Genomic DNA, 24292 nt, shown 5'->3' with positions numbered 1-24292 from the left:
GTGCATTTTAAAAAATCTGATAAAATACGAACTAATATTAAAGTAGGCAAAAAGCAAATAGCATATTCTATTTTATTTTCAGCCATTATTGGATTTACATTGGGTTTTGTTGCTAAAATACTTGATTCACCTACAATCCCCAGGGAAATTTCAATTTTGGGATTCATCGGAAGTAATTGGGGGGGGTGGATATTTATTTCAACTTTGATAGCTGTATTTTCTTACACGCCTAAATTAGCTGCAACACGTGTTTTGATATTCCTTATTTCAATGCTATTTTCGTATTACATGTATACGATCTTAATTCTTAGCCTTTTCCCATTAAAGTATATTGTTTTTTGGTTCTTGGCTGCATTACTATCAATAATTCCAGCCTACATAATGTGGTTTTCTCGTGCTGACCACTTAATTTCTAGTATTATTATGGCATTACCAATTTCTGCAATTGCATTTGAAGGGTATAAAATCTATCTTTCTACGGTAAACTATTATGAAAAATTCATGCAATACGAAAATGTTCTTATAAGTAAGGGAAACTATTTTTATATGCTTGGCACTGAAATATTATATGCTTTAATGATAATTACAATTTTACTTCTTGTGCCGAAAAGAAAAAAGCAATGTTTATATACTATTCCGTTTTCAGTAGTCATATTTTTTGCCTTAGTGTCTGTATTACCTTAATTATTAGGATATTCCAATGAGCTAATCTTCAGGAACCGGGCTCGATTAAACAATGGAGGCGATGGTTTAATTACTAGGGAACTATCACCTTTTATACACTTGTTCTCAACTTTTCTACAGTTGTAAAGTTCGCTCGTTTGCAGGTGTCCAACAGGAGTTTCTTTTGCCTGTCGGTAAAATTCAATTTCTTATGCAAATCTAGGAATCGGAACCAGAACATATAGTTGTCGATGTATTTGGTGGCTACTCCTTGAAATCGATCCATCCACCGTTTCAAGCGCGAATGAAACGAATTCACATGTTGGATGTGGTATATCGACTTCGAAACATGAGTTCCACGCGGCAGAATTTCGTGCGTTAATCCTTTCATTTTGGCAAACTTTTTATAATTCGTAGCGCTGTCTGTACAAAGCAAAGAAGAAGGTGCGATATACCCTCCGATTACTTCATCAATCTCTTCGGCTTTGATACGACCGCGACCACCCATCTGACAAATGATATTGCCATTTCTGTCGTAAGCTACAACAATGCTGACCTGCTCTTTAGAGATGCCACGCTTCCGCTTCTCCTTTTTTTCGTTTTCTACTTTGCGACCACGTTTACGGGCATCACGGTGAGGAATACCACCTATGGGTACCCGCCATCGGCGTACCCGTCATATCGTTGAAACTAATGAACTTTATTATACAGTTTTCCCACCAAGAGCAACAGTATAGGCGAAAACAGCGTAGATAAAAAGCTGCTCTGTTGCAGTCTTTCGTTCCAATAGAAGCGGGATTTGGTGAAATTCCGGCAAATCTGCATCCTTTGGCCCTCAAATCGGCGCTACAAGTTTGAAAGGGATCAAATTGATGTATATTTCAGGCTGTTGAGAAAGAAGTTTTGAGTAGGGAAAAGGATATTTCCACCATTCTGAAAACTGCACCATTTCCCTAGACACGCCCATCCGGCAGTCGAAATCCGCAAAACTCCACGATTTCTCCAGACGCTCCTATTCAGTAAGCGAAATCCTGCATAAATACAGCAATTCGATAGGGACGACTATTCCAGAAAGGGAATCCTGCAAAATTACAGGAATTTTCCCCGTTTCGCTTCGGCTTGAAGCAAAAGGGCCTAAAATGATGCAGATTTGCAGCAATTCCTCGGGATGTGGACTCATTAAGCCGAAATTCCTGTAAAATCGGCTAGGCCCCCTATATCTGGAGTCATGTCCACCAAAAAAGATGCGTTCTTAGAATTGCTTCCTATTTCGCGTGGTTACACGGCCCGATGATATTTTGATCGGTCCTCCAGCGTCATGACCCACTTTGAGTATTCCGATGGTGACATGCTCTTTAGGCTACCATGCATTCTGCGGTTGTTGTAGAAATCCATGTAACGATCAAGTGCTTCATAGGCCTCTTCAAATGTCATAAATTCCGTCAGGCTGAACAGATCACGTTCGAGTAAGCTATGAAATGACTCAATGTAGGCGTTCATATTCGGACTGCGTGGCGGGATGCGTTCATGGACGATCTCCAGACTCTCGCACGTATCACCAAACAACTTGCTGACAAACTGAGGCCCGTTGTCGGTGCGGACGGTGGGCAACTCATCGCCGGGATTCAGGCGTTCTTGTAGCGCCCGGCATAGTGTCTGTACGACGTGCTTGGCCTCACACACGGAACCCCGGTATTGTCCGACGACGACGCGGTCAAATACATCGATGATACTGAGCACGAAAAAGAAACGCTGGCGACCAATCACGTACCCATATTTAATATCAATTTGCCATAGCTGGTTCACCCCGGTTACCGTCCGGTTTCTCGGTACTCTTCGAGGATGTTTGCTTGTTTTCTTCCGTTGTTTCTGAAGAATTCCTAACTCTTTGCAAATGCGGTACGCCTTTTTCTTGTTTAGAATCAATCCACGTTGTTTGCGGAGGCACAGCGCCAAATTCTTATACCCATAAATGTGCTCTTCTCCTTCCAGGAGTTCGAGCATCCATTCTTTAATCTGTTCATCTGAAACTTTCCGGCCCGTGTTCGTAGAGGAAAATCCAGGCACAGGACGCCCTTTTAGAGCGCATGAAGCCTGTTCTTCGGTACTGGATGCCTCTCGTTTCTTCCGGCCATAGTACGTCGATTCGCGAACTTTCAGGATACGCAGAACTTTAGCTGCTGCATGCCCCCGCTTAATAAACGGTTCTGCTATTTCAAGTCTTTCAGATAAGCGGGGTTCTTCTTTTTTACGACTTCTCGCAGGATCTCGATCTCAAGCTCTTTTTCACCCAGGAGCTTTTTTGCCTGCTCGAACTTTGCCTCTACCTCTTGAAGTCGACGGAGTTCTTGCAGATGCTCGTCTGCTGCGGGTATCTCCTCTTGGCTAATTTCGTCACGGTGGTCTCTAACCCAAACACGTACCGTCTCCGGATGGACACCGTACATTCGGGCAAGTGTTCCCACCTTAATGCCGGCCATTGCTTCCTTTACAATTTGCAGGCGTTTTTCCTTGCTAAAGTGCTTTCCCATACTAGTTGTCCCCCTCTGATAACAGCTTATAATATTGGAGCCGGAAGCTCCAGTTTAATTAGGGGGCCTAGGAGAAATAGCAGCAATTTCCTCCGCACGTCCAAGCCCCAGGAGGCAACGATGCTTCGAGCAGGCCGATAATGCTTCCAGCAGGCCGGATAACGCGATGATGCCCCCAGCATCCGACGCGGTCGCTTGGATCCCGTAAAATCAGGCCAATGAGTAGTCTATGGGGCTTTTTACTTGTGATTGATCTCTTCTCCCGGTAGAGAAAATCGATTTAAAACGCTCTAAGAGCCAAAGTTTGGATGAGGAAAATGGACCATCTCCACCCCTTCACAAAAAACAGGGGTTTTCCAACAGCCTGATATTTGCAGGCTTGCCTTTTTCGATAATGGATTCGGTGGAGAAACCAGCATTTTTACAGTTTTCCACAGACGATGAACACAAAATGCGGGTTCCCGCAGTCAGGTTATGGATGGAAAACGCTTGCTTACCTTTTGCCGGGGAAGGGACTATAATGAGAATAAAGCAAAGGACTGTACATAGCTGATGATGAAAGGCAGAGAGTAGGAGGGGAAGGAATGGCGCTAATTACCTGCAATTATTTCTCGGAAGTGCTGGGTTTAAGCACGGCGATGACAGTCATCCTGCCGGAGACGACGGCGGGACAATACGGGATGAACAACGTCAAATCGACGGAGGTTCATAAGACATTGTTCCTGCTGCACGGCTTGTCGGACGACCATACGATCTGGGTTCGCCGCACGTCGATCGAGCGTTATGCCGCCTTGAAGGGCATCGCGGTCGTCATGCCGCAGGTCCATCGCAGCTTCTATACCGATATGGCTCATGGGCTGCGCTATTGGACCTTCCTGACGGAGGAACTGCCGGCCAAAGCCCGCAGCTTCTTCCCGTTGTCCGCGAAGCGGGAGGATAATTATGTGGCCGGCCTGTCGATGGGGGGATATGGCGCCATGAAATGGGCGCTCTCCTATCCGGAGCGATTCGCGGCCGCGGCTAGCCTGTCGGGCAGCCTGGATGTCGCCGCCCCCGCGCTGCGGGAGCGAATTCGGGAGGATGCCCGGTTGATCTACGGCGAAGGCGAGATTGCCGGGACGCCGAACGATCTGTTCCGCTTGCTGGAGGAGGCGGACCGGCATCCGGGACCGAAGCCGAAGCTGTTCCAATGCTGCGGGACGGAGGATTTCCTCTATGAAGACAATGTCCGCTTCCGGGAGACGGTGCGGCGCACCGGCTTCGAGCATACCTACAGCGAGGGCCCGGGGGATCATACATGGGAGTATTGGGACGCCCGCATTAAGGAAGTGCTGGAGTGGCTTCCTCTTGGGCCGCAGGAGCAGCCGGAGGCATAACCATCGAACATCGGAGAAGGAGACGGAGAGAGTATGCATACAATACAAAGCCTGATGGCCGATCTGGAGCGGATCGGGATTGACCGGAAGGGCACGCTTCTGGTGCATTCTTCTTATAAAAGCATTGGCGCCGTAGAAGGTGGGCCGGATACGGTGCTCGATGCGCTCTCGGATTATATGAGAGAAGGCTTGCTGGTGCTGCCGACGCATACCTGGGCCAACATCAATGCGGAGAATCCGCGGTTCGACGTCGAAAACACTCCGGTATGCATCGGCATGCTGCCGGAGAGGTTCCGCAAGCGCCCCGGCGTCATTCGTTCCTGGCATCCGACCCATTCGGTCGCCGCGCTGGGCCGCGATGCCGAGGGGTTCACGGTCGGGGACGAACAATTCGACACGCCGTGCGCCCGCGGTTCGGCCTGGGGGAAGCTGCTCGACCGCCAGGCCACGATTATGCTGATTGGCGTCGATCTGCGCCGGAATACGTTCATTCACGGCATCGAGGAATGGCTGGATATTCCGGGAAGAATGACCGACGAGCGCGAGCAGCTCTATACGGCGCTTCCGGACGGAACCGCCATCTCCGTTCCGTCGCGCAGACATTGCGGACTGAACTGGTCGGAGCATTTCTGGAAGGTGGACGGCGTGCTGCGGGAAGAAGGCGCGATGAGGCTCGAGCGGTTCGGCGATGCGGAGGTGCGGGTCTGCGATACCGTACGAATGACGGAAGTGCTGACGCGAATGCTTCGCGCTAACCCGGATCTGTTCTCGGATAATGAACCGTTGAACGCCACCGCGCAATATAGATGAAGAAGCCGGCAAGCGGACGCGTTCGGCGTGCCGGCTTTCGTTTTTGATCGGCGTCATCCGATACCCAATTGCTCTCTCCGCTCCGGTTTGCGGCCGGCGGCAGGGGGCTTTTTTGGCATGGAAAAGAGCGGCGGGTCCGCATTCCTTGGCATCTTATGGGACATCTTAAGGTGATAGGGAGCGAAAGGGGCATCGGATGACATGATCATGACGACGATACAATTGCTGCTCATTTCCTTGGTCGGGGGGACCGTCGGGGCCATTCTCGGCCTGGGAGGCGGCATTATTATTACGCCTGCGCTCACGCTGCTGTTCGATGTCGATATCCGGTATGCGATCGGAGCCAGCATCATCTCGGTCATTGCGACATCCAGCGGAGCGGCGATTGCGTATTTGCGCGACCGGCTGACGAATTTGCGGGTCGGCATGTTCCTGGAGGTGGCGACGACGATAGGGGCGGTGACGGGGGCCTTTGTCGCGAGCCTGATCGCGCCGAATGTGCTGTTCATTCTGTTCGGTCTGCTCCTGTTGAATTCGGCTTATGGCATGGTGAAGAAGGTGAACACCGAGCTTCCGGAGCATACGAAGACGCATCCGCTCGCGGCTAAGCTGAGAATGAACGGCTCGTATTACGATAAAGCGCTGGGGAGGCAGGTCGATTACCAGGTGGCCAATGTATACGGCGGATTCGGCGTCATGTACGCGGCCGGCGTAATCTCCGGCCTGCTCGGCATCGGGAGCGGCAGCTTCAAGGTGATGGCCATGGACGTATTTATGAAGCTTCCGCTCAAGGTCTCCAGCGCCACCAGCAACTTCATGATGGGGGTGACTGCGGCGGCGAGCGCCGGGATTTACTTCTTCCGCGGGGATATCGACCCGAGCATCGCCGCTCCCGTCGCTATCGGCGTGCTGGCCGGCTCGACGATTGGAGCGCGCCTGATGCAGAAGCTGAAGAGCCGTACGATCCGGCTGTTGTTTATACCGATTCTGGGCTATGTCGCCATTGAAATGATTTTGCAGGGGGTGGGCTGGATATGAATTCGAAGGTCGAAGATGTTGAACTGACGGTCAGCCGCCTGCTGCGGATCGGCGTACTGGGGGCGGGGCTGTTCATCGCCATCGGGCTGCTTTTCTTCCTGGCTGCGGGCGAGAGCGGGTATCCGGACGCCAGCTTCCCGACGACGGTGGCCGGAGTCGCCGCAGGCGTGGCCGGACTCAAGCCCTATGCATTTATATCGCTAGGGCTGCTTCTGCTTATTCTAACCCCGGTCTTCCGCGTCGCCGTGTCCCTTCTGGTCTTCCTGAAGGAGGGTGACATAGTCTATGCGGGCATTACGGGACTCGTACTCGCGATTCTGCTCATCAGCTTCGTGCTCGGACGAGCCGGACACTAATCAGGACACCCTTTCCGGAAGAAGCCGCTCTTCGCTTCTTCCTCTTTTTTGCGGACTTTTGTCATGCGGCGCTTCTGCTTCTTCCCCCACTTTTTCGGCTTTCTCCCCCCCTCTCTTCCTTGTCTTTTCGCGGCCTTCCCCCTCATTTAAGTGAAAATATCCCTTCATATCAAAAAAAGTTTAGTAAAATAAATTGACGCACTCTGGAGAAGTTCGTCGGATTTTAAGGTAAATATTTTAGTAAAATAAATTGATTTTGTTTTACTTCAGTGATACATTTACCTGTGTATCCGATGACAAGAGCGAGCTTACATCACGTTATTCGTTTTACGTTGTGAAGGCGGGATTTATAAGAAGCTTCTGTTTACGATCGATCGCAGCCTGATCAATCTTATGGGGGAGGGTTCATTTATGCGTCGCAGAAAAGTATGGGAAGACATCGGCATCGTCCACCGGAACCGGATGGAGGCAAGAGCTCATTTCTACTCTTACCCAAGCCGGGATCGCGCCTTGACGGGCGAGCCGGCGTATACGCATCATTTCAAAAGCTTGAACGGCATCTGGCAGTTCCTCTTCCTGCCCGCGCCGGAATATTCGCCGCCCGGCTTCGAGGCCGCCGACTATGACACCGCCGGCTGGAACGATATCCGCGTGCCTGGCAACTGGCAGATGCAAGGCTATGGCCGCATGCACTACTCGGATCTGTGGTACAACTTTCCGATCGATCCGCCGTACGTCCCGACCGATAATCCGACGGGCATTTATAAGCGTTCCTTCCGGATTGGCCAGGAGTGGCTGGAGGACGGGCAGCAGGTGATTCTGCGCTTCCATGGCGTCGATTCGGCCTTCCATCTCTGGGTGAACGGTGCGGAGGCCGGGTACAGCAAGGGGGCGCGCCTGCAGTCCGAGTTCGACGTTACCGGCCTCGTGCGGGCGGGGGACAATCAACTGACGGTCCGGGTGTATCAATGGTCGGACGGAACGTATCTGGAGGATCAGGATATGTGGTGGCTGAGCGGCATTTTCCGCGATGTCGATCTATATGTCCAACCCCGGAGCGGCATCCAGGATGTGGCCGTAGTCACGAAGCTGGACGGCGCCTATACGCAAGGCGTCTTGCAGGTGACGGCGAAGCTTCGCCATCCCGGCGCGGATCTCGCGCTCGCCTACGAGCTGCTGGACGATCGGCGGCGGACGGTAGCGGAGGGCGAGGTTCCGGCGGCAGCGGAGGAGGTGCGGTTCGAGGCGGAGGCGGCGCAGCCGAAGCTGTGGAGCGCCGAGACGCCGGAGCTGTATACGCTGCTGCTGACCGTCAAGCGGGGGGATGACATCATCGAGGTCGTTCCGCAGCGGATCGGCTTCCGCCAGATTGAGCGGCGCGGCTCCACGTTCATCGTCAACGGCGTCGCAATCAAGTTCAGGGGCGTCAATCGCCATGATGCCCATCCGTTGACCGGCCGCGTCGTCTCGCGGGACGATATCGAGCAGGACATCAAGCTGATGAAGCGGCATAACATTAATGCGATCCGAACGGCTCATTATCCGAACTCCCCGTATTTGTACGATTTATGCGACGAGTATGGCTTGTACGTCATCGATGAGACGGATCTGGAATGCCACGGCTTTGAGCTGACGGGGGACTATAATTGGATCTCCGACGACCCGGCATGGGAGCGGTCCTATGTCGACCGGCTGGAGCGGATGGTGCAGCGGGACAAGAACCATCCGAGCATCATCATGTGGTCGCTCGGCAACGAATCCGGCTTCGGCTGCAACTTCCGCGCGATGGCGGCGCGGGCGCGCGAGCTCGATCCGACGCGTCTCATTCATTATGAGGGGGATCGGGAGGCGGAAGTGACGGATGTCTACTCGACGATGTACACCTGGCTGGAGCATCCGGATCGGAAGACGATGCAGCATATTATCGAGAACTCGGACAAGCCGCATATTTTATGCGAATACGCGCATGCGATGGGGAACGGCCCGGGCAATCTGCGCGAGTATCAGGATCTGTTCGACGCGCATGACAAGCTGCAGGGCGGCTTCGTGTGGGAGTGGATCGATCACGGAATTCATACCGCAGCGGAGGACGGGCGGGTCTATTACCGCTACGGCGGCGACTTCGGCGACGATCCGACGAACGGCAACTTCTGCATCGACGGCCTCGTTATGCCGGATCGAACGCCGTCGCCCGGCCTGCTGGAGTATAAGAAGGTCATCGAGCCGGTGCGAACGGCCAAGGTCGATCTGGCGCGGGGCATGATCCGCTGCGAGAATAAATACGATTTCGCCTCCCTTGATCATCTCGATCTGTTCTACAGCATCGTGAAGGACGGTGAAGCGATCCGGACGGGCCGGGCTTCGGTGGCCGGCATTGCCGCCCGGACGGCACGGGAGCTTGCGCTTGGTTATTCGCTCGACGATGTAGAGCCGGAGGCGGGCGCCGATTATTATCTTAACTTGTCTTATGTATTGAATCGGGACACGGCCTGGGCTTCCCGGGGACATGAGGTGGCCAATGCCCAATTCCTCCTGCCAGTAAGAGCGAAGGCAGTGACGGTGCGGCCATCGGGCGCGCTCGATCTGGAGGAGCGTCATTGCGAGCTGATCGTGCGGGGCGAGGACTTCGCCATCGCCTTCGATACCGTCAAGGGGCGGATCTCCTCCTGGACCTACAACGGCTGCCGGGTGGTCGAAGCCGGACCCCGGCTGCAGTTCTGGCGGGCGGCTATCGATAATGACATGTACCTGGTGCCTGACTATAAGCAGAAAACCTTCCTGCATCTGATGCATGAAGTCGTGGAGGAAGTCGCCTGGGAGAGGTGCGGAGAAGAGTGCATTCATGTCCGGGTGCATACGGTGAACGCCCCGACCAATGCTTCATGGCATTACCGGTCGGTATACGAGTACCGCATCTATGGGAACGGCGACATCCTGTTCGAGGTGCGGGGCGTTCCCGGCGGCCATCTCCGCAATGCGCCGGAGATGCTGCCTCGCATCGGCGTGAAGCTCCGGATCAACAAGCAATGCGAGTTCGCGAAATGGTACGGGCGCGGCCCCGGCGAATCGTACGCCGACTCGAAGGAAGCGAACCGGTTCGGCGTGTACGAACAGACGGTGGACGGCATGTTCACCCCGTACGTGATGCCGCAGGAGAACGGCAATCATACGGAGACCCGCTGGGTCCGGCTGGCGGACCGGCACGGCATCGGCTTGATGGCGGCGGGTTATCCGAGCGTCGATTTCAGCGCTTCCTATTATGAAGCCGGCGATCTGGACGCGGCCAAGCACACTATCGATCTGCGGAAGCGCGATTATATCGTCTTGAACCTGGACTACAAGCAGAACGGGCTCGGCTCCAATTCATGCGGGCAGAACCAGCTCGCCCGCCACCGCTGCGGCTTTGAGCCTTTCCATATGAAGCTGAAGCTGTCCGTCTACTCCAATAGAGTCATCTCCGATCTCCGCAAAGGGAAGGAAATCATATTGTAAGCAGCCGTTCAACCCGTTATCCTCTAGATAGCGGGTTTTTGGTTTGCATGTCGTGGAAGCCGTTGTATATTTACTAAAACGATTGCTAGTTTACTAAAAAATCAAGTACAATGAGGGATATTAGGTTGATAGATTAGGAGTGAACGGAATGGCAACATTGAAGGATATCGCGGAGAAGGCGATGGTGTCCGTCTCGACGGTATCCAGAGTATTGAATTATGACGAGACGCTCTCCGTGTCGGAGGAGACGCGGCGCCGCATCTTCGAAGTCGCGGAGGAGCTGGAGTATACGAAGCACAAACGGGGATCGCGGACGGAGGAATCCGCCGCCTTCCCCGGGGAAGCAGGCGCGGCTGCGTCTGTCGGGCTGCTGATGACGTACCCGCGCAGCGAGGAATTGAATGATCCTTATTATTTGTCGATGCGCTTGGCGATCGAGGCGGCGGCCCGGGAGTATCGGGTGCAATGGTTCGCCGGCTTCCAGGACGAGCTGGAGCTGGACAGCGGCGCGGCGGACGGCTATATCGTCATTGGGCCGGTGCAGCGGGAGCAGGTAAGCCGGCTTGCGGCCGTCACGCCGAATCTCGTCTTCGTCGAGCCGGTGCCATGGGACAACCGCTTCGATATCGTGACCGCCGATCTTCACGATGCGATGGAGCAGATGCTGGCCTATATGAACGGTCTGGGCCATCGGGACATCGCCTACATCGGCGGGCGGGACGATAACGGGGATGACGGCGCGGATCGAAGGGAAGAAGCGTATGAGCGGTGGATGCGGAAGCGGGGATGGTATGACCCTCATCGGGTTCGCATCGGCCGCTTCTCCGCAGAGGACGGGTACCGGTTGACCCGCGAGCTGATCGAAGCGGGCGTTCGCTTCACGGCCGTGCTGGCGGCGAATGATTCGATGGCGATCGGCGCGGTGCGGGCGCTTCGGGAAGCGGGGCTGAAGGTGCCCGCCGATATCAGCGTCGCTGGCTTCAATGATATTACCGTCGCCCAGTTCATGACGCCATCCTTGACGACCGTGAAGCTCCACAGTGATTTCATGGGCCGCACGGCGCTGGAGCTGCTGCTCGAGCGCATCCGGACGAAGCGCGCTATCAGCAAGAAGGTCATCATTCCGACGGAGCTGATGATACGGGAGAGCTGTGCGGCCGCCCGATAAGGCTAACGTCGGATGCTATACCTCCGAACACTGGATGTATTATTCAGGCCGCTCAATGGTGAAGATTTCGCCCAACTTCGAATAGTTGTGGCCAGCGAGTCGGCTTACGGGCTTTAATTGGCGTGCATCAATCCGGCCGTTCTCGTACAGATCTTCCGCAATATGGAAGCATTCAACTCTTCCGATAATCAAATCGCATGCGGGAGACGAAGGAGTGCCCCCAAGCGCAATTGATTGCTCCAACGTACATTCCATGCGGATTTTGGCTTCTGCTATGCCCGGCACATCAATCTTCTCGCTTGGAATCGAAGTAAGCTTAGCCAAGCTTACTTCGCTTTCTTCGGGCGGAAGATTGGCCGCCGTCAGATTGATCGCTTCAATGTAATCCTCATCCGAGATATGAACAACAAACGATCCCGTCTCTATAATGTTTCTAGAAGTATCTTTGTATATGCCGTTCTTTCTTTGGACGGATACGGATACCATGGGAGGATTGGCCGAGACGATATTGAAATAGCTGTACGGCGCCGCATTTAGCACCCCATCCCTGGACAGCGTCGTTATGAACGCAATCGGCCTTGGAATAATGCTGCCGATGAGCAGCTTATAATTGTCCCGCTCTGTTTGCGTCTCCGGATAGATAGTCAGCATCGTTGTCACCCCTAATCGAGAATATTCTTTAACCTAAAATCGGCCGCGTTAACCCGGAACGCATCCATTGTGACCGTACTGATCCCAATGGACGGATATCCGAGAAATGAGCGTAGGCGCTGCAGGCTCCGACCCTTTTTGAAAAATAGGCTTCACGCTTATTTCCCCTCCAGCCGCGCACTTGAACAGGAGGCAGGAGCTTCTCGATGGCAGCCCGCCGCGCTTCATACCGATCGGGAAGCTTTAAGGCCGAGCCCAGCTCCTCGAAAGCTTCGTCGCGCGTGAATCCCGGAGGATCGGTAGCGATTTCGAATAAGATCTGGCCCGGCTCACGGAAATAAATCGCATTAAAATACTGACGATCCACGATCGGAGTCGGATGATAGCCCTCTTGCATGATATGTTGTCTCCATGCTTCGTGATCCTCGAAGTCTTTGGCTCGCCACGCGATATGGTGGACAGTGCCGTATCCGCCGGAACCGCGTTCCATCGGCGTCACATTTACGTCGATCACATTTCCTAGATCCGCGCTTCCCTTGAAGCGGATCCAGTCGCCTTCTTCCGCCCTCTTTTCGAGGCCCATCACATTCTCGAGCAATTGGGCGGTTGCTGTCGGATCGATACTGTACAGCACCGCTCCCCCGAAGCCTTTAATAGTCTTGTCGACGGGAACGCCGCCAAAAGACCATTTGCTGTTCGGGCCCTCTTCCCGTTCCACGATTTCGAGCTGCAGCCCGTCATGATCCGAGAAACGCAGGTACTGTTCCCCGAATCTTGCTTCACGTTTCGTTGATACATGGAAGGTTCGCAACCGTTCTTCCCAGAAATCCATGGAGCCTGCAGGCACGACAAAAGTGGTTACGCCAACTTGCCCGCCGCCGACCCGCCCTTTTCGTGCCGTCTCCCAAGGAAAGAATGTCATAATGGTGCCCGGGCTGCCCGCTTCATCGCCGAAGTAAAAATGATACACCTCAGGGGCGTCAAAGTTAACCGTTTTTTTAACGAGGCGAATACCCAATACCCCTGCGTAAAAATCTACATTTTCCTGAGCATTTCTGGCAATCGCCGTAATATGATGAATTCCGGTTGTCTGTTTTTTCATAAGACAGGCTCCTTTGGTGATTTATTTCCTCCTATGGTTTCCTGTTCCTTCATTTTCGATGAACCGGGACTGGGGGCTTGGAAATTCGTAAGCTAAGGTCATAATAACGAAAATGGGGTATACGAGACAAGGAGCAGGTCATAAAGATGGACTGGAGTGAAATGTTCATGACTGAAGGGAGCGGATGACATGTGGGTGTACCCCAATAATTGGATACCGGCCAAATCACTTGAGGAGATGGCCACGACGGATTATGACGTTCTGATTGTCGGCAGCGGCGCAGGCGGGGGAGCGACGCTTTACCGGTTATGCGAATTATGGAGGAATCAAGGGGCACGGCGCATCGGTATCCTCGAAAAAGGAGATAGATTGCTTCATTCCCACGCATTAAATGTACCAACCATGAATGTCGACCGCATGCGCGATCAATTGTGGCCTGATAATTCCACGCATATCGGAGCACGGCTTCCCAGCTTTTCCGGTGCCAGGCTAACATTTGCTCTGGGGGGCAGGACATTGTTCTGGAATGCGGCATGCCCTCGGCCGGCGGAATTCCAGCTCCGATATTGGCCTATCAGCACGGAAGAATTGGATGTATATTTCCGGCTTGCCGAGCGCGTGCTGCATTGCACGTCATCCTATGCCGACGGTTCATCCATGCAGGAGGTGTTGATGAACCGGCTTCATGCGCATGGCATACTGGAAGCGACCAATATGCCGCTTGCCATTGATATGAGCGGCTCCCATATGGGGCAGATTCATTCCAATGCATGGTTCAGCTCCATTCATTTTCTCGCGTATGCCCTCAACGACAGGCCATTTGATCTTGCCTTAAACGCCTATACGACGAGCGTCCTGGTTGAAAACGGAAGAGCCGCGGGCGTTACTGTCGCGTCCCCGGATAAAAGAAAGCATGTCATTCGCGCAAAAAACGTGGTCGTGTCCGCCAGTACGTTGGAGACGCCCCGCATATTGCTCAATTCGGGCATCCAGGGACCGGCAATCGGGCGTTATTTGACCAATCATTCCTTTGTATTGGGAACCGGTAAAATAAACCGCCGGGAGTTTTCAGAAAATATCGGCAATCTTGCTATTTTGAAGCGTGAAACGAGGCAATCTCCCTATCAAATCCAAATCTTGGGCCCAAACCAATTTTTCTCATACCAGCAATTCGAGGACAAGGTACTCCCTGATCAAGTGAGTATAGTGTATGCCGCTTTCGGGCTGGTACAGTCGCGGCCGGAGAACAGAGTGTACCTGGATCCGAATCAGCGGGACGAGTACGGGGTGCCTTTGAACCAAGTGGATTTCAGCTACAGCAGCACAGATCAGCGAGTGATTCAACAAATGCGCGACGGGATTATTCAATCCGCCAATGCCATGGGAGTCACATTGGACGGGGAGCCGGCCTTATTGCCGCCGGGAAGCGATGTGCATGAATCCTGCACATGCCGAATGGGAACGGATCCGGCAACTTCGGCCACCAATCCGTATGGGCAGGTTCACGGCGTTCCTGGCCTTTATGTGGCCGATAATAGCAGCATTCCGCTGCTTGCCGCTGCGAATCCGACCAATGCTACGGTCGCTTTGGCGATGCGATTGGCCGATCATATTGTCCGTACCAGCAGGTAGGCGCAATTTCGTCGGCATACCTTATCTAGCAGCCATTCTCGCAAGCTTGGTCTGAAGAACCATGAGAGAAGAATCGGTATCCGGGAAGATTTCTTTATGATAGTATCGACATTGAGATTGGGGCGTTGAGCGATGCCCTATATCCTTTAAGCCATCATCAGACGTTCATACGCTTTATGGAGAACATCTTTCCCGGTACACCTGTGAGGAACTGCTGGAATGTTCTTGCTATGACCGTAAGATCCCAATAACATAGATGACCTGCCGAAGAGATGTGGAGTTCTACTATCCTGGCCGCCAGGTGTACAAGCTTCGGCTCGCGGCGAAGCGGCGAGCGGCATGGCAAGATTAGAGCCATTTGCCCGAGAGACTGCCGTCTCACTATGGATGCAGATTCTGACTAAGCAGTTGCAGCGATCCTTATCGTAATATATAGCAAGGGGCCTGTGATTAATGTTATAATCTCCACAGCAACCAATGGACGCAGCAGCAGGAATGCGCCGCTGCGGGCCGGCTCATGGCCGGATGTTGGCCCGCGATGCGAGCTTGCGGCAAGCATGCTGCGGGATCAGTGAATGCGTGATTGTCATACTATCTTCCGGCCCGTCCCCGACAATGGTCTAGGTCGAATCCGGTCGCGGGATTGTGTTATTGCATCCGCCGCTCCAATACAATAGAAAAGGATGATTCAGCGGGCCGAGCCGCCGATAGGGCGTCTCGCTGTCAGGAAACCAGTTCCCGAGCGGTATTATTCTGCATGTTCCGGATATGGAAAAACGTCCTGTTCGTACGGCCGCTCCTCGTGAGGAGACGCCGGCAGGAGCTCTTTATTCATTCTTTTTTGAAATTAAACACAGGTTGGTGAGCATGGTGGAAGAGAGAAAGATTTATATCCTTCTTACCGACACAGGCACGATTTTCTCCAAACTTATCCGGCTCTATACGAAGGCGCCGCTTAATCACGCGTCGATCGCGCTCGACTCCGAGCTGCGGGAGGTGTACAGCTTCGGGAGGAAGCATCCGCTCAATCCGTTCCATGGCGGCTTCGTCAAGGAGCGGGTGCAGGGCTACCTCGTTCGGACCGAGGCTCGTCCTACGCAATGTGCGCTGTACTCTTGCACCGTAAGCAAGGAAACATATGAACGGATCCGTCTGCGCCTGAAGCAGATGGAGCAGAATCCGGAGCAGTACAAATATAATTTACTTGGACTTTTCGGCGTCATTTTTAATATACATATTCGCCGGGAAAATGCTTATTTCTGCTCCCAATTCGTGGCTTCCATGCTGCAGGAGCATGGAATGTGCGTGGTGGACAAGAGCTGGGTATGGGTGACGCCGGAGGATTTCCGCCATTCTCCTTCCCTGCAGCTCGTCTATCGGGGCGATCTGCGAACCAAAGTGCGTCACAAGAGGCGGAAGTACTCATAGAAGACAAAGGAGTCATCATGCTGGAATGGTTGGAACGTACCTATCGCTATTTGTCACAGCTTGACATGGATCAGATTCAAGCCTTGCTGGAGAAATATTCCTCGCTCGGCCCCATTCCGGGCATCGCCCTGCCGATGGTGGAGGCGCTGCTGCCCTTTTTGCCGCTGTTCATCATCGTCGCGGGCAATGCTTCCGCCTACGGCTTGTGGCTCGGCTTCATCTATTCATGGATCGGCACGGTCGCGGGAGCGCTGCTCGTCTTCCTGGCCGCGCGCCGGTTCGGGGGGAGATTCAGCACCTATTTGTCAGCGAAATACCCGAAGGCGGAGCATTTCTTCTCCTGGATTGAACGCAAAGGCTTTACGCCGCTGTTCCTGTTGTATTGCTTTCCGTTCACCCCTTCCTTCTTCGTCAATATCGCATCGGGCGTCAGCAATGTGCCGAAGCGGATATTTGTCGCCGCTGTCGTGCTGGGCAAAGGGGTTATGGTATTCATGATGTCCTTCGTCGGCCATGATTGGCAGGGCTTCATCTCTCATCCGTGGCGTCTGCTAGTGGCGGCAGCCGGATTGTTCCTGCTGTGGTTGCTTGGCAAAAAGGTCGAAAAGCGCTATCAAATCCAATAAGAGGGCGGCGATCGCCCGAGCCCGATCATGTTCAATATACGCAAGCCTGCTCCCTCTCGAGGGGACAGGCTTGTTCTTCTATCTCCGTAAAATTCAATGAGGGCCTAATCAGGGCCCTCATTCTTCCGGTCTAACCGTGCTAATCACTTCGAATGTCTTATAATCCACCTGCGCATACACTTCCTGATCCGGCTTGCCGTGAACATTCCCGTACAGGGCCAGATTGTCGGACACATATTCAGGCTGGAATTCATGTCTCGTCCAGTCGACCTCCAGGCCGTACCGATCCTTGAAATATTGCGTCCCGACGGCCATCGCCTTGTCTACCTCCGCTTGCCGCTGCTCCTCTGCAGGCTGCTTCATTTGCGCACCACATCCTATAAGAAATGCAAACATCAGGAACAAAAAACCTGTAAAGAGGAAATTTTTTCGTACCAACGGCTTCACTCCTACAGGAAATCTTCTATAATAAAATATTATAACATCCAATTTTATGAAATAAAAGGAGCGTATATGGCGAAGGGAAACCATATTTCTGACAAGGATTATGTACGCATGTCCGGCTCCGCCTATGATGACCTTCCCCCAGGCCGCTACGATGGAGCCGCGGGATCGTGGAATGTCATCGAGCCGAAGGGCGCCAAGCTTCATGACTCCCACTCCGGCTTCGATGCGGCCGTATTCCGGAACAAGGATACGAATCAGATTGTGGTCGCCTTCCGCGGGACGGAACCGAAGGGCGGGTTGTCGCGCACCGTTCCCGACGTGCTGACCGATTATCACGATATCGTCAAGGGGCGCTTCAAAGGGTTGGAGGAGACGTACAGCTCTCCCGTCAAGACGGCTATGGCATACTTGAACCCGTTCCGAAATGCGGGATCGGAGCATATTCAATACAGCACGAATCAATTCCGGCGGGCGGATCAGCTGGTTGAGGCGCTCAAGGAGAAGTATCGGAATGCGGAGATCTCCCTGACCGGCCATTCGCTGGGCGGAGCCCTGGCTCAGTACGCGGGGGCCAAGCACCAGGTCGAAGCCGTCACCTACAGCGCGCCGTCGGTCATGAACCTGCTGCCGGACGATTTGGCGGAGCAGGCCAAGCAAGGGAAATTCGACGATCTGATTACGAATTACGTCAACCCGAAGGATGCGATCGGAGCGGGAGCGCTTAGCGAATACGAGCGGCATGTCGGATCCACCTACTATATCAACGAGGATTACGACACCGCCAACCGGGAATATGAGGGGGCCCTCGGGGCGGCCCGGCGGCTGAAGGATACGCCCTTCGGCGTGAATCACCACTCCATGAAACATTATAAGTTCGACGAGGACGGCAATATCAGCAACGAGCTGGTGAACCGGCTGACAGGGGAGCGGCTCAATGCTTCGCCCCGCCTGCCGCTGATTGACCGGCTTGCCCCGGATGGGCTGCCTGCCCTGTTCGAGGGCGCGATGGCGGGCCAGCCGCTCTTCGCTTCCCTTCAGGCGTCCGGCCTGCTCGGCGGTTCGGGAGGGGTGCTGCTGCAGCTGCGGCCGGAGGAGCTGATGCAGGTCGCCCGCACGCTGCAGGACCATGTCGAGCAGTTCCACCATGAAGCAGGGGCGGCGCTAGGCACGATTGCGCAGCTGCTGCATACGAGCCAGAGCCGGCGGCTCGCGGCCATTACGGAGGCGGCCAGCCAGGATCTGCGCAGCACGAAGGAATGGTACGCCGCAGCGGCCCGCGAGATGGCGGAATATATCGGGCGCAAGGCGCAGGAGTTCCATCAGGCCGACACGAGTCTGGCGTAGCCCTGAGGATTGACGAAGGAGGCGTTAATGGATGCAGCATCGGATTTTGGCCGAGATGAATGATCTGCGCCGCTCTGTCCGGGAGATGGAGCAGCTCATTCAGCGTCTGGCCCGCAATGAACAATATATTCACGGGCAGCTGCAGCGGATTGCCGATTGGAAGGGCGAATCCGCGGACGAGCTCCGGGAGCGGTTCATGGCGTTCCGCCAGGAGCTGTCGGCCCGGCAGCAGACGCTGCGCCAGCGGCAGCAGGAGATTGCCGCCTATATCGCGGATATGGAGCGGGCCGACGCCTCCGCTGGACGGCTGGGTTAGCCTCCGTCCGCTGCCGCGCGGATAAGCGGTGCCGGGGGATGGACGATGGCCCCGGGAAGCGCAATAACATAGGGAAGGACCCGTCATGGCTGGCGGGTCCTTTTGGTGTGGATTGGGAGAGGTCACTGTCGGCGCCTGATCTCCAATGAACAAAAAAGAAAAAGGGGCAAGATGGAATCCTGCAATTTTACATCATTTTGCTGCTCTCGCGGGCGAATTCGGTGAAGTTCCTGCACAGTTGCAGCATTTCACTTGTTTCATCTGAAATCCCGGCTCTAATGTCTGGAAATCCTGCATATTTGCAGGATTCCTTGCTCATGAAGGCGGTTCCGGTGAAGAAACTGCATATTTGCAGGATTTTGGGAAAGCTGAGCGTAAAGTCCGAGTCTCTCCAAGTCTGGGCGAAAAACCTGTACGAACAACCTGTACGAAAAACCTGTACGAAGAAAGAACCTGTACGAAAAGCTTGTGCCGGGGAAGAAAGAGAGCGACCCGCCCGAGGGGCGGCGGCTAACGCCGTTCGTTCGTCATCTCCCTCTTGACGGCCGGATGGTTCGGATTGAATAGTAGCAATTTTGCCTGCTTTCCTGTAACATGGGGAAAATAAAACGGAATCGAGCGTGAATGGATGCTGGAATGGACGGGGGAACGCATTATCCCCAAACTGATGAAGCCGATGAACGGGATGCTGCTGGAGCATATTGCCCGCTATTACTTTGCGACGCCGTATGCGCGGGGCAGGGTGCTCGATATCGCTTGCGGGACCGGGTACGGCTCCCATCTGGTCGCGAAGGAGCGCAAGCGGGAGGTGACGGAAATTGTCGCTGTCGACAATGACCTTCCGACCTTGCAATATGCACGGCGGGAATACCATCATCAGAAGGTGACGCATATGCAAGGGGATGCGACGGACCCGGAGCTGCCGGCCAAGCTGGGCGCCTTCGATACGATCTTGAGCTTCGAGACGGTCGAGCATGTGGCCGACGATCGGCAATTGATGGACAACCTGTACCGGATGCTCAACCCGGGCGGCGTCCTCGTGCTGTCGAGTCCGTTCGGCAGGGGGAGAGGGATGCCGACGAACGAGCCGTTCCATGTGCATCAGCTGACGCCGGAGCAATTCGCGGAGCTGTTCACCCGGTTCGCGGAGACGGAGATTTACTACCAGCGCGGCGTCACGTTCGAGAAGCCGCGGGAAGGAGTGCGGTATTTCATCGGCGTCGGCGTGTGCCGCAAATAGAGGACGGCATCCGAAGAGGCGCCCGGCTTGATCGGGCGGGGCGGGCGAAAGCCGTGCTTGAAGGAGGGAAGCATATGGAGCAGAGCGGTCAGCAGCGGGCGAGCATCCGTCCCGGCCTGGAGGTGGATATTGTCCTGAAGCAGGATCAGCGCACCGGCAAGACAACCCGGGGCGTCGTTAAAGATATTCTTACGAATTCGGCTTATCATCCGCATGGCATCAAGGTTCGCCTGCAGGACGGGCAGGTCGGCCGGGTGAAGCGGATTATCGGATCTGGCGATTCGGGACCGTGAACTTGCCCGCGGATCTCGAACGGAGGCCGCGGGATCGAAGCAGGGACGGCAAGCAGGGCCGGAATCGTTCCGAGGCGAAGCAGCGCATCCCGGAGCGAATTAAGGTATGACTCTGTGGAACGAATCTGCCGGACGAATCCATGAAACGTGAATGAACACTAGAGAAACCGATGCATATGCATAGCGAAGAAATGAGGTGGCCTGTCTGTCAGGCTTTATGTCACTAGGAATTCGCCAAGAATGGGCGAATCGATTAACGAAGCAAGGCATTGCGGCGCCGACGCCGATTCAGATGCAAGCCATCCCCGCCGCGCTGGCTGGCCGGGATGCCGTGCTGCAAGCGCAGACCGGAACGGGCAAAACGCTGGCATTTCTGCTCCCGATCCTGCAGCGGATCGATCCGGAGCAGCCCCGGGCGCAGGCGCTTATCGTCGCGCCGACGCGCGAGCTGGCGCTGCAGATTACGGCAGAGGCGAAGAAGCTGACGGATTCGGCCCCGGAGGGAGCCGGAGGCATTCATGTGCTGGCCGCTTACGGAGGCCAGGATGTGGAGAAGCAGATCCGCAAGCTTCAGGGAGCTTGCCAATTGGTTATCGGCACGCCGGGCCGCTTGACCGATCATTTGCGCCGGGGCACCTTCGACGGCTCCGGCATCCGCATGCTCGTGCTGGACGAGGCCGATCAGATGCTGCATATGGGCTTTCTCCCCGAAGTGGAGGACGTGATCGCGCACACGCCGTCCAGCCGGCAGACGCTGCTCTGTTCGGCGACGATGCCGGAGCCGGTCCGGGCGCTCGCCGCGCGCTTCATGCGGTCGCCGCTTGATCTCCGGGTGGAGGCGGAGCAGGTGACGGTGAAGGAGATTCGCCAGATGGTGGTGGAGACGACGGATCGGGCGAAGCAGGATACGCTCTTCCGCCTCCTTGATGAGCATCGGCCTTACCAGGCGGTCATCTTCTGCCGCACGAAGCGGCGGGCCCAGAAGCTGTATGAGGCGCTCAAGGCGAAGGGCTATGATGCGGACGAGCTTCATGGCGATCTGACCCAGGCGGTGCGGGAACAGGTAATGAAGCGGTTCCGGCAAGCGAGGGTGCAGCTGCTGGTGGCGACCGATCTGGCGGCGCGCGGATTGGACGTGGAGGGAATTACGCATGTGTTCAACTATGATATCCCGCATGATGCGGAGAGCTATATTCACCGGATTGGCCGGACGGGGCGTGCGGGCGGAGCCGGATGGGCCATTACGCTGGCCGCGCCGCGGGATGAGAGCTATCTCGCCCTCATCGAGCAGGGCATCCGGATGAAGCTGCGGCGGCAGAGCCGGGACGGCGCGTCCGCCGGGCGCGGCGGGAACGGGCTCGGCGAGAGCGGCCCGGGCGGACGCGGATCCGCCCGGCATGGGAGCGGCCGGAGCGCAGGTGCGCGCGCCATGGCCGAAGCGGGGCCGGAGCGCCGCAGAGCCGGCGGCGATGCGGGCGGCCGCCAGGGGGCGCGCCGGGGGCAAGACGCAGGCCGCGGCGAACGAACGCGGCGGCCGAACCCGGCCAGCGAGGGAGCCGGTCGGGAGCGCCCGGCAGACCACCGGCGGCCCGACAGCCGGGGGCGGACCGAACGGGGCCCAGGCCGCGGCGCGTCCCAGGCTGCCCGCCGCGAACATGTCCCGGCCGCTGCGGGCGGCCGGCAGCGCGGAGCGTCGGCGAGCGGACAGCGCTCCGGCCGGAACGCCGCGCCAGGCCCGGGCAAGAGGGGGAAGGCGCCGCGCAGACGGAAGTAATGCGTGCGGCGGAAGCCGCCCAAGCTGAATGGCATAAGACCGAGGAAGGGCCGGGCACTCCCGAGATGGGGGGACCCGGTTTTTCCTTTTCACAGGCAGATTGTATGTTACTATGAGAATAAGATGTGACACGATTCGACGAAATGAGCCCTTGAATGACGAAAGGTTGATACCACTCCATGCTGCGCATCCGCGACCCGTTAACGAGTCTGATTAACATTCCGGCGACAGCGGTGCAGAGAAAGGCCGCCCTGTTTGTCAGCATCGGGGTCTTGGCGATCTCGCTGCTGATTAGTCCCTATCTCGACACGCCGCTGCCCGAGGTCCGGCCTTTCCTGCCTGTTTTCATTGCCTGGATTGTGTTCGGGAATTTGATGACGGCTTATTTGCTGTATGTGCAGTTCCGGGCGACGGGGTATAAGCCGATACTTCTGCTTGCGGCCGCCTTTTGGTTCGCCGGCTTGATTACGATTCCGTATCTGCTGACCTTTCCGGGCATTTTTTCCGATATGGGCCTGCTGCATGCCGGCCCTCAGACCTCGATCTGGTTCTGGGTGATCTGGCATGGGGGATTTCCTTTCGGCATTCTTCTGTACACCTATAGTCTCCGGACATGGAAATCGGCCCTGACCGAACGCCGGGAGAAGGCGACGGTCATCGCCATCTTCGGCACGGTGCTGCTGGTGATTGTTGTGCTGGCGTACCTGCTCGGGCAGTTCCGGGACGAGCTGCCTGTCTTGGTCGAACAGAATCATTACGGGCTGATGATTCGCACGGGAATCGGTCCCGCGCTGTGGCTGCTCAATCTACTCGCCCTTGTCTGCCTGTTTATCGCGACGCGGGCGCAGAGCTTGCTGCATCTGTGGCTGACGATGTCCGCTTTTATGTTCTGGATGGACATCAACCTGACGCTCTTCGCCGGAGAGCGGTACAGCATTGGATGGTATGCGGCCCGATTCAATTCCTTTGTCTCGTCGACGGCGCTGCTGACCGTGTTTTTCCACGAGCTGAACCAGTTGTATTTCCGGCTGATGCAGTCGCAAGCGGCGCTGAAGCAGTCGCAGGAGCGGGTGGAGACGATCCTGGACAGCATTACGGATGCTTTTTTTGCGGTAGATCGGAAATGGGAATATACCTATATGAACAAGGAAGCGGAGAAATACACCGGACTCGACTTCGAGGCGGTCAAGGGCCAATCGCTCTGGGACGTCAGCCCTTGCCTGCTCGACAGCGGACTGTATTCGATGGCGCATCGGGTGATGGAGCGCAGCGAGCCGGCGGGGTTCACGGAATATGACAAGCTGCGGGAGCGCTGGCTGGAGTTTCGAATTTTCCCGACGGGCCAGGGCGTATCCATCTATTTCCGCGACGTGACCGACCGCATCGCCGCCGAGGACAAGCTGAAGGAAGCGAACAAGAAGCTTCAAATGGCGAATCGGCTGCTGACCGATTTCTCCTATACCGATGGCTTGACGGGGGTATACAACCGCCGCTATTTCGACTTGATGCTGCAGCAGGAATGGGAGCGAATGAAGCAGGAGAACCGTCCGCTGTCGCTCATTCTGCTCGATATCGATGATTTCAAGCGGTATAACGACACTTACGGGCATCTGGCGGGGGATGAATGTCTGCGGCAGGTGGCCCAGGCGGTCAAGGCCGCGGCGACTCAGCCGCTGTCTGTCGCGGCCCGCTATGGCGGGGAAGAATTCGCCGTCCTTCTGCCGCATACCCCGGCGATGAATGCGACGATTGCCGCCGAGGGGATCCGGCTGCAGGTGGAATCATTGGCTATTCCCCACGAGGCGTCCGAGGTGAGCCATTTTGTGACATGCAGCCTTGGCGCAGCCACCTGGATTCCGGGGCGGCAGGAGCATGGTCCAGATCCGCAAGCCCTCGTGCAAATGGCGGATCGGGGTCTGTACGCGGCCAAGCGGGACGGGCGCAACCGCGTCAGGACGCACGGAGGCGGCGCGCCAGGATGAACATGCGGAGGCAAAGCCGCCAT

Annotated in this window: 21 protein-coding genes and 1 pseudogene; 16 read left to right on the top strand and 6 right to left on the bottom strand. The window is 55.6% G+C overall.

The features are described from left to right. The gene (locus L6439_RS26965) at positions 1–684 is read left to right on the top strand and encodes a hypothetical protein (protein WP_213470879.1); all 684 of its coding nucleotides are present in this window, start codon (positions 1–3) and stop codon (positions 682–684) included. A gap of 91 nt (positions 685–775) precedes the next feature. Here the strand turns inward: L6439_RS26965 and L6439_RS26960 are convergent. From L6439_RS26960 to L6439_RS26950, 3 genes and pseudogenes are all read right to left on the bottom strand, one after another. Next, positions 776–1306 (bottom strand): annotated as a pseudogene (locus L6439_RS26960) (IS1595 family transposase); the annotation flags it as partial. Positions 1307–1941: 635 nt separating this feature from the next. Further along, positions 1942–2823: an IS3 family transposase gene (locus tag L6439_RS26955; protein WP_237096890.1), complete on the bottom strand. Its 882-nt coding sequence runs from the start codon at positions 2821–2823 to the stop codon at positions 1942–1944. 50 nt (positions 2824–2873) lie between these two features. Further along, a complete protein-coding gene (locus L6439_RS26950) occupies positions 2874–3194 on the bottom strand; it encodes a transposase (RefSeq protein WP_172879205.1) in 321 nt (106 codons plus the stop codon). A 584-nt stretch (positions 3195–3778) separates the two neighbouring features. Between L6439_RS26950 and L6439_RS26945 the strand changes: the two genes are divergently transcribed. From L6439_RS26945 to L6439_RS26920, 6 genes are all read left to right on the top strand, one after another. Beyond that, positions 3779–4570 carry an alpha/beta hydrolase gene (locus L6439_RS26945; protein WP_168178093.1) on the top strand — a complete coding sequence of 264 codons (792 nt, stop codon included), beginning with the start codon at positions 3779–3781 and terminating at the stop codon, positions 4568–4570. Positions 4571–4603: 33 nt separating this feature from the next. Further along, entirely contained in the window at positions 4604–5380 is a 777-nt protein-coding gene (locus tag L6439_RS26940; RefSeq protein ID WP_213469778.1) for an AAC(3) family N-acetyltransferase, read from the top strand. A 201-nt stretch (positions 5381–5581) separates the two neighbouring features. Further along, on the top strand, positions 5582–6418 hold the full coding sequence (locus L6439_RS26935) for a sulfite exporter TauE/SafE family protein (RefSeq protein WP_168178095.1): 837 nt from the start codon (positions 5582–5584) through the stop codon (positions 6416–6418). Next, positions 6415–6774, top strand: coding sequence for a DUF1634 domain-containing protein (locus L6439_RS26930; RefSeq protein WP_213469779.1), 360 nt, complete (start codon positions 6415–6417; stop codon positions 6772–6774). Before L6439_RS26935 ends, L6439_RS26930 begins: the two co-directional genes overlap by 4 nt. A 411-nt stretch (positions 6775–7185) precedes the next feature. Continuing rightward, positions 7186–10266 (top strand): beta-galactosidase subunit alpha, encoded by a 3081-nt coding sequence (gene ebgA / locus L6439_RS26925; protein ID WP_213469780.1) that lies wholly within the window; start codon positions 7186–7188, stop codon positions 10264–10266. Between the two features lie 148 nt (positions 10267–10414). After that, positions 10415–11434: a LacI family DNA-binding transcriptional regulator gene (locus tag L6439_RS26920; RefSeq protein WP_213469781.1), complete on the top strand. Its 1020-nt coding sequence runs from the start codon at positions 10415–10417 to the stop codon at positions 11432–11434. A gap of 39 nt (positions 11435–11473) precedes the next feature. Here L6439_RS26920 and L6439_RS26915 read toward each other — a convergent pair whose 3' ends face one another. Together L6439_RS26915 and L6439_RS26910 are read right to left on the bottom strand one after the other, a co-directional pair. Then, complete coding sequence (locus tag L6439_RS26915; protein ID WP_213469782.1) at positions 11474–12085, bottom strand: flavin reductase family protein; 612 nt, start codon at positions 12083–12085, stop codon at positions 11474–11476. Between the two features lie 28 nt (positions 12086–12113). After that, positions 12114–13187 carry a ring-cleaving dioxygenase gene (locus L6439_RS26910; RefSeq protein ID WP_237096665.1) on the bottom strand — a complete coding sequence of 358 codons (1074 nt, stop codon included), beginning with the start codon at positions 13185–13187 and terminating at the stop codon, positions 12114–12116. A gap of 189 nt (positions 13188–13376) precedes the next feature. On the opposite strand from L6439_RS26910, the gene L6439_RS26905 reads away from it, so the two are divergent. The 3 genes from L6439_RS26905 (at position 13377) to L6439_RS26895 (ending at position 16873) form a co-directional block, all read left to right on the top strand. Then, a complete protein-coding gene (locus tag L6439_RS26905) occupies positions 13377–14819 on the top strand; it encodes a GMC oxidoreductase (protein WP_213469783.1) in 1443 nt (480 codons plus the stop codon). A gap of 867 nt (positions 14820–15686) precedes the next feature. After that, positions 15687–16247: a C40 family peptidase gene (locus L6439_RS26900; RefSeq protein WP_168178102.1), complete on the top strand. Its 561-nt coding sequence runs from the start codon at positions 15687–15689 to the stop codon at positions 16245–16247. 17 nt (positions 16248–16264) lie between these two features. Next, positions 16265–16873 carry a TVP38/TMEM64 family protein gene (locus tag L6439_RS26895; protein WP_168178103.1) on the top strand — a complete coding sequence of 203 codons (609 nt, stop codon included), beginning with the start codon at positions 16265–16267 and terminating at the stop codon, positions 16871–16873. Between the two features lie 117 nt (positions 16874–16990). On the opposite strand, the gene L6439_RS26890 is transcribed toward L6439_RS26895, so the two are convergent. Then, positions 16991–17236 carry a hypothetical protein gene (locus L6439_RS26890; RefSeq protein WP_168178104.1) on the bottom strand — a complete coding sequence of 82 codons (246 nt, stop codon included), beginning with the start codon at positions 17234–17236 and terminating at the stop codon, positions 16991–16993. A gap of 150 nt (positions 17237–17386) precedes the next feature. Between L6439_RS26890 and L6439_RS26885 the strand changes: the two genes are divergently transcribed. The 6 genes from L6439_RS26885 to L6439_RS26860 all read left to right on the top strand — a co-directional run bounded on the left by L6439_RS26885 (position 17387) and on the right by L6439_RS26860 (position 24269). Further along, positions 17387–18664, top strand: a complete 1278-nt coding sequence (locus L6439_RS26885) for a Tle-like phospholipase domain-containing protein (RefSeq protein ID WP_213469784.1) — start codon at positions 17387–17389, stop codon at positions 18662–18664. 31 nt (positions 18665–18695) lie between these two features. Next, complete coding sequence (locus L6439_RS26880) at positions 18696–18980, top strand: hypothetical protein (protein ID WP_168178106.1); 285 nt, start codon at positions 18696–18698, stop codon at positions 18978–18980. A gap of 628 nt (positions 18981–19608) precedes the next feature. Beyond that, complete coding sequence (locus L6439_RS26875; protein ID WP_213469785.1) at positions 19609–20220, top strand: class I SAM-dependent methyltransferase; 612 nt, start codon at positions 19609–19611, stop codon at positions 20218–20220. A gap of 74 nt (positions 20221–20294) precedes the next feature. Next, positions 20295–20513 (top strand): YwbE family protein, encoded by a 219-nt coding sequence (locus tag L6439_RS26870; protein ID WP_168178108.1) that lies wholly within the window; start codon positions 20295–20297, stop codon positions 20511–20513. Positions 20514–20730: 217 nt separating this feature from the next. Beyond that, positions 20731–22287: a DEAD/DEAH box helicase gene (locus L6439_RS26865; RefSeq protein ID WP_213469786.1), complete on the top strand. Its 1557-nt coding sequence runs from the start codon at positions 20731–20733 to the stop codon at positions 22285–22287. A 179-nt stretch (positions 22288–22466) separates the two neighbouring features. After that, entirely contained in the window at positions 22467–24269 is a 1803-nt protein-coding gene (locus tag L6439_RS26860; RefSeq protein ID WP_213469787.1) for an MASE4 domain-containing protein, read from the top strand. The last annotated feature ends 23 nt before the right edge of the window (positions 24270–24292 follow it).

It is taken from the genome of Paenibacillus dendritiformis (assembly GCF_021654795.1).
Taxonomy (GTDB): Bacteria; Bacillota; Bacilli; order Paenibacillales; family Paenibacillaceae; genus Paenibacillus_B.
The sequence above is the reverse complement of the archived record's forward strand: the minus strand, read 5'-3'. Positions and strand labels throughout refer to the sequence as shown.

Bases quoted from the DNA above. Each gene is read 5' to 3' on its own strand.
- L6439_RS26950 (WP_172879205.1), bottom strand. From the start codon at position 3,194: ATGGGAAAGCACTTTAGCAAGGAAAAACGCCTGCAAATTGTAAAGGAA.
- L6439_RS26880 (WP_168178106.1), top strand. From the start codon at position 18,696: ATGCAGCATCGGATTTTGGCCGAGATGAATGATCTGCGCCGCTCTGTC.
- L6439_RS26940 (WP_213469778.1), top strand. From the start codon at position 4,604: ATGCATACAATACAAAGCCTGATGGCCGATCTGGAGCGGATCGGGATT.
- L6439_RS26935 (WP_168178095.1), top strand. From the start codon at position 5,582: ATGATCATGACGACGATACAATTGCTGCTCATTTCCTTGGTCGGGGGG.
- L6439_RS26910 (WP_237096665.1), bottom strand. From the start codon at position 13,187: ATGAAAAAACAGACAACCGGAATTCATCATATTACGGCGATTGCCAGA.
- L6439_RS26865 (WP_213469786.1), top strand. From the start codon at position 20,731: ATGTCACTAGGAATTCGCCAAGAATGGGCGAATCGATTAACGAAGCAA.
- L6439_RS26885 (WP_213469784.1), top strand. From the start codon at position 17,387: ATGGCGAAGGGAAACCATATTTCTGACAAGGATTATGTACGCATGTCC.
- L6439_RS26945 (WP_168178093.1), top strand. From the start codon at position 3,779: ATGGCGCTAATTACCTGCAATTATTTCTCGGAAGTGCTGGGTTTAAGC.
- L6439_RS26920 (WP_213469781.1), top strand. From the start codon at position 10,415: ATGGCAACATTGAAGGATATCGCGGAGAAGGCGATGGTGTCCGTCTCG.
- L6439_RS26905 (WP_213469783.1), top strand. From the start codon at position 13,377: ATGTGGGTGTACCCCAATAATTGGATACCGGCCAAATCACTTGAGGAG.
- L6439_RS26930 (WP_213469779.1), top strand. From the start codon at position 6,415: ATGAATTCGAAGGTCGAAGATGTTGAACTGACGGTCAGCCGCCTGCTG.
- L6439_RS26915 (WP_213469782.1), bottom strand. From the start codon at position 12,085: ATGCTGACTATCTATCCGGAGACGCAAACAGAGCGGGACAATTATAAG.
- L6439_RS26890 (WP_168178104.1), bottom strand. From the start codon at position 17,236: ATGAAGCAGCCTGCAGAGGAGCAGCGGCAAGCGGAGGTAGACAAGGCG.
- L6439_RS26875 (WP_213469785.1), top strand. From the start codon at position 19,609: ATGCTGGAATGGACGGGGGAACGCATTATCCCCAAACTGATGAAGCCG.
- L6439_RS26870 (WP_168178108.1), top strand. From the start codon at position 20,295: ATGGAGCAGAGCGGTCAGCAGCGGGCGAGCATCCGTCCCGGCCTGGAG.
- ebgA (WP_213469780.1), top strand. From the start codon at position 7,186: ATGCGTCGCAGAAAAGTATGGGAAGACATCGGCATCGTCCACCGGAAC.
- L6439_RS26900 (WP_168178102.1), top strand. From the start codon at position 15,687: ATGGTGGAAGAGAGAAAGATTTATATCCTTCTTACCGACACAGGCACG.
- L6439_RS26895 (WP_168178103.1), top strand. From the start codon at position 16,265: ATGCTGGAATGGTTGGAACGTACCTATCGCTATTTGTCACAGCTTGAC.
- L6439_RS26860 (WP_213469787.1), top strand. From the start codon at position 22,467: ATGCTGCGCATCCGCGACCCGTTAACGAGTCTGATTAACATTCCGGCG.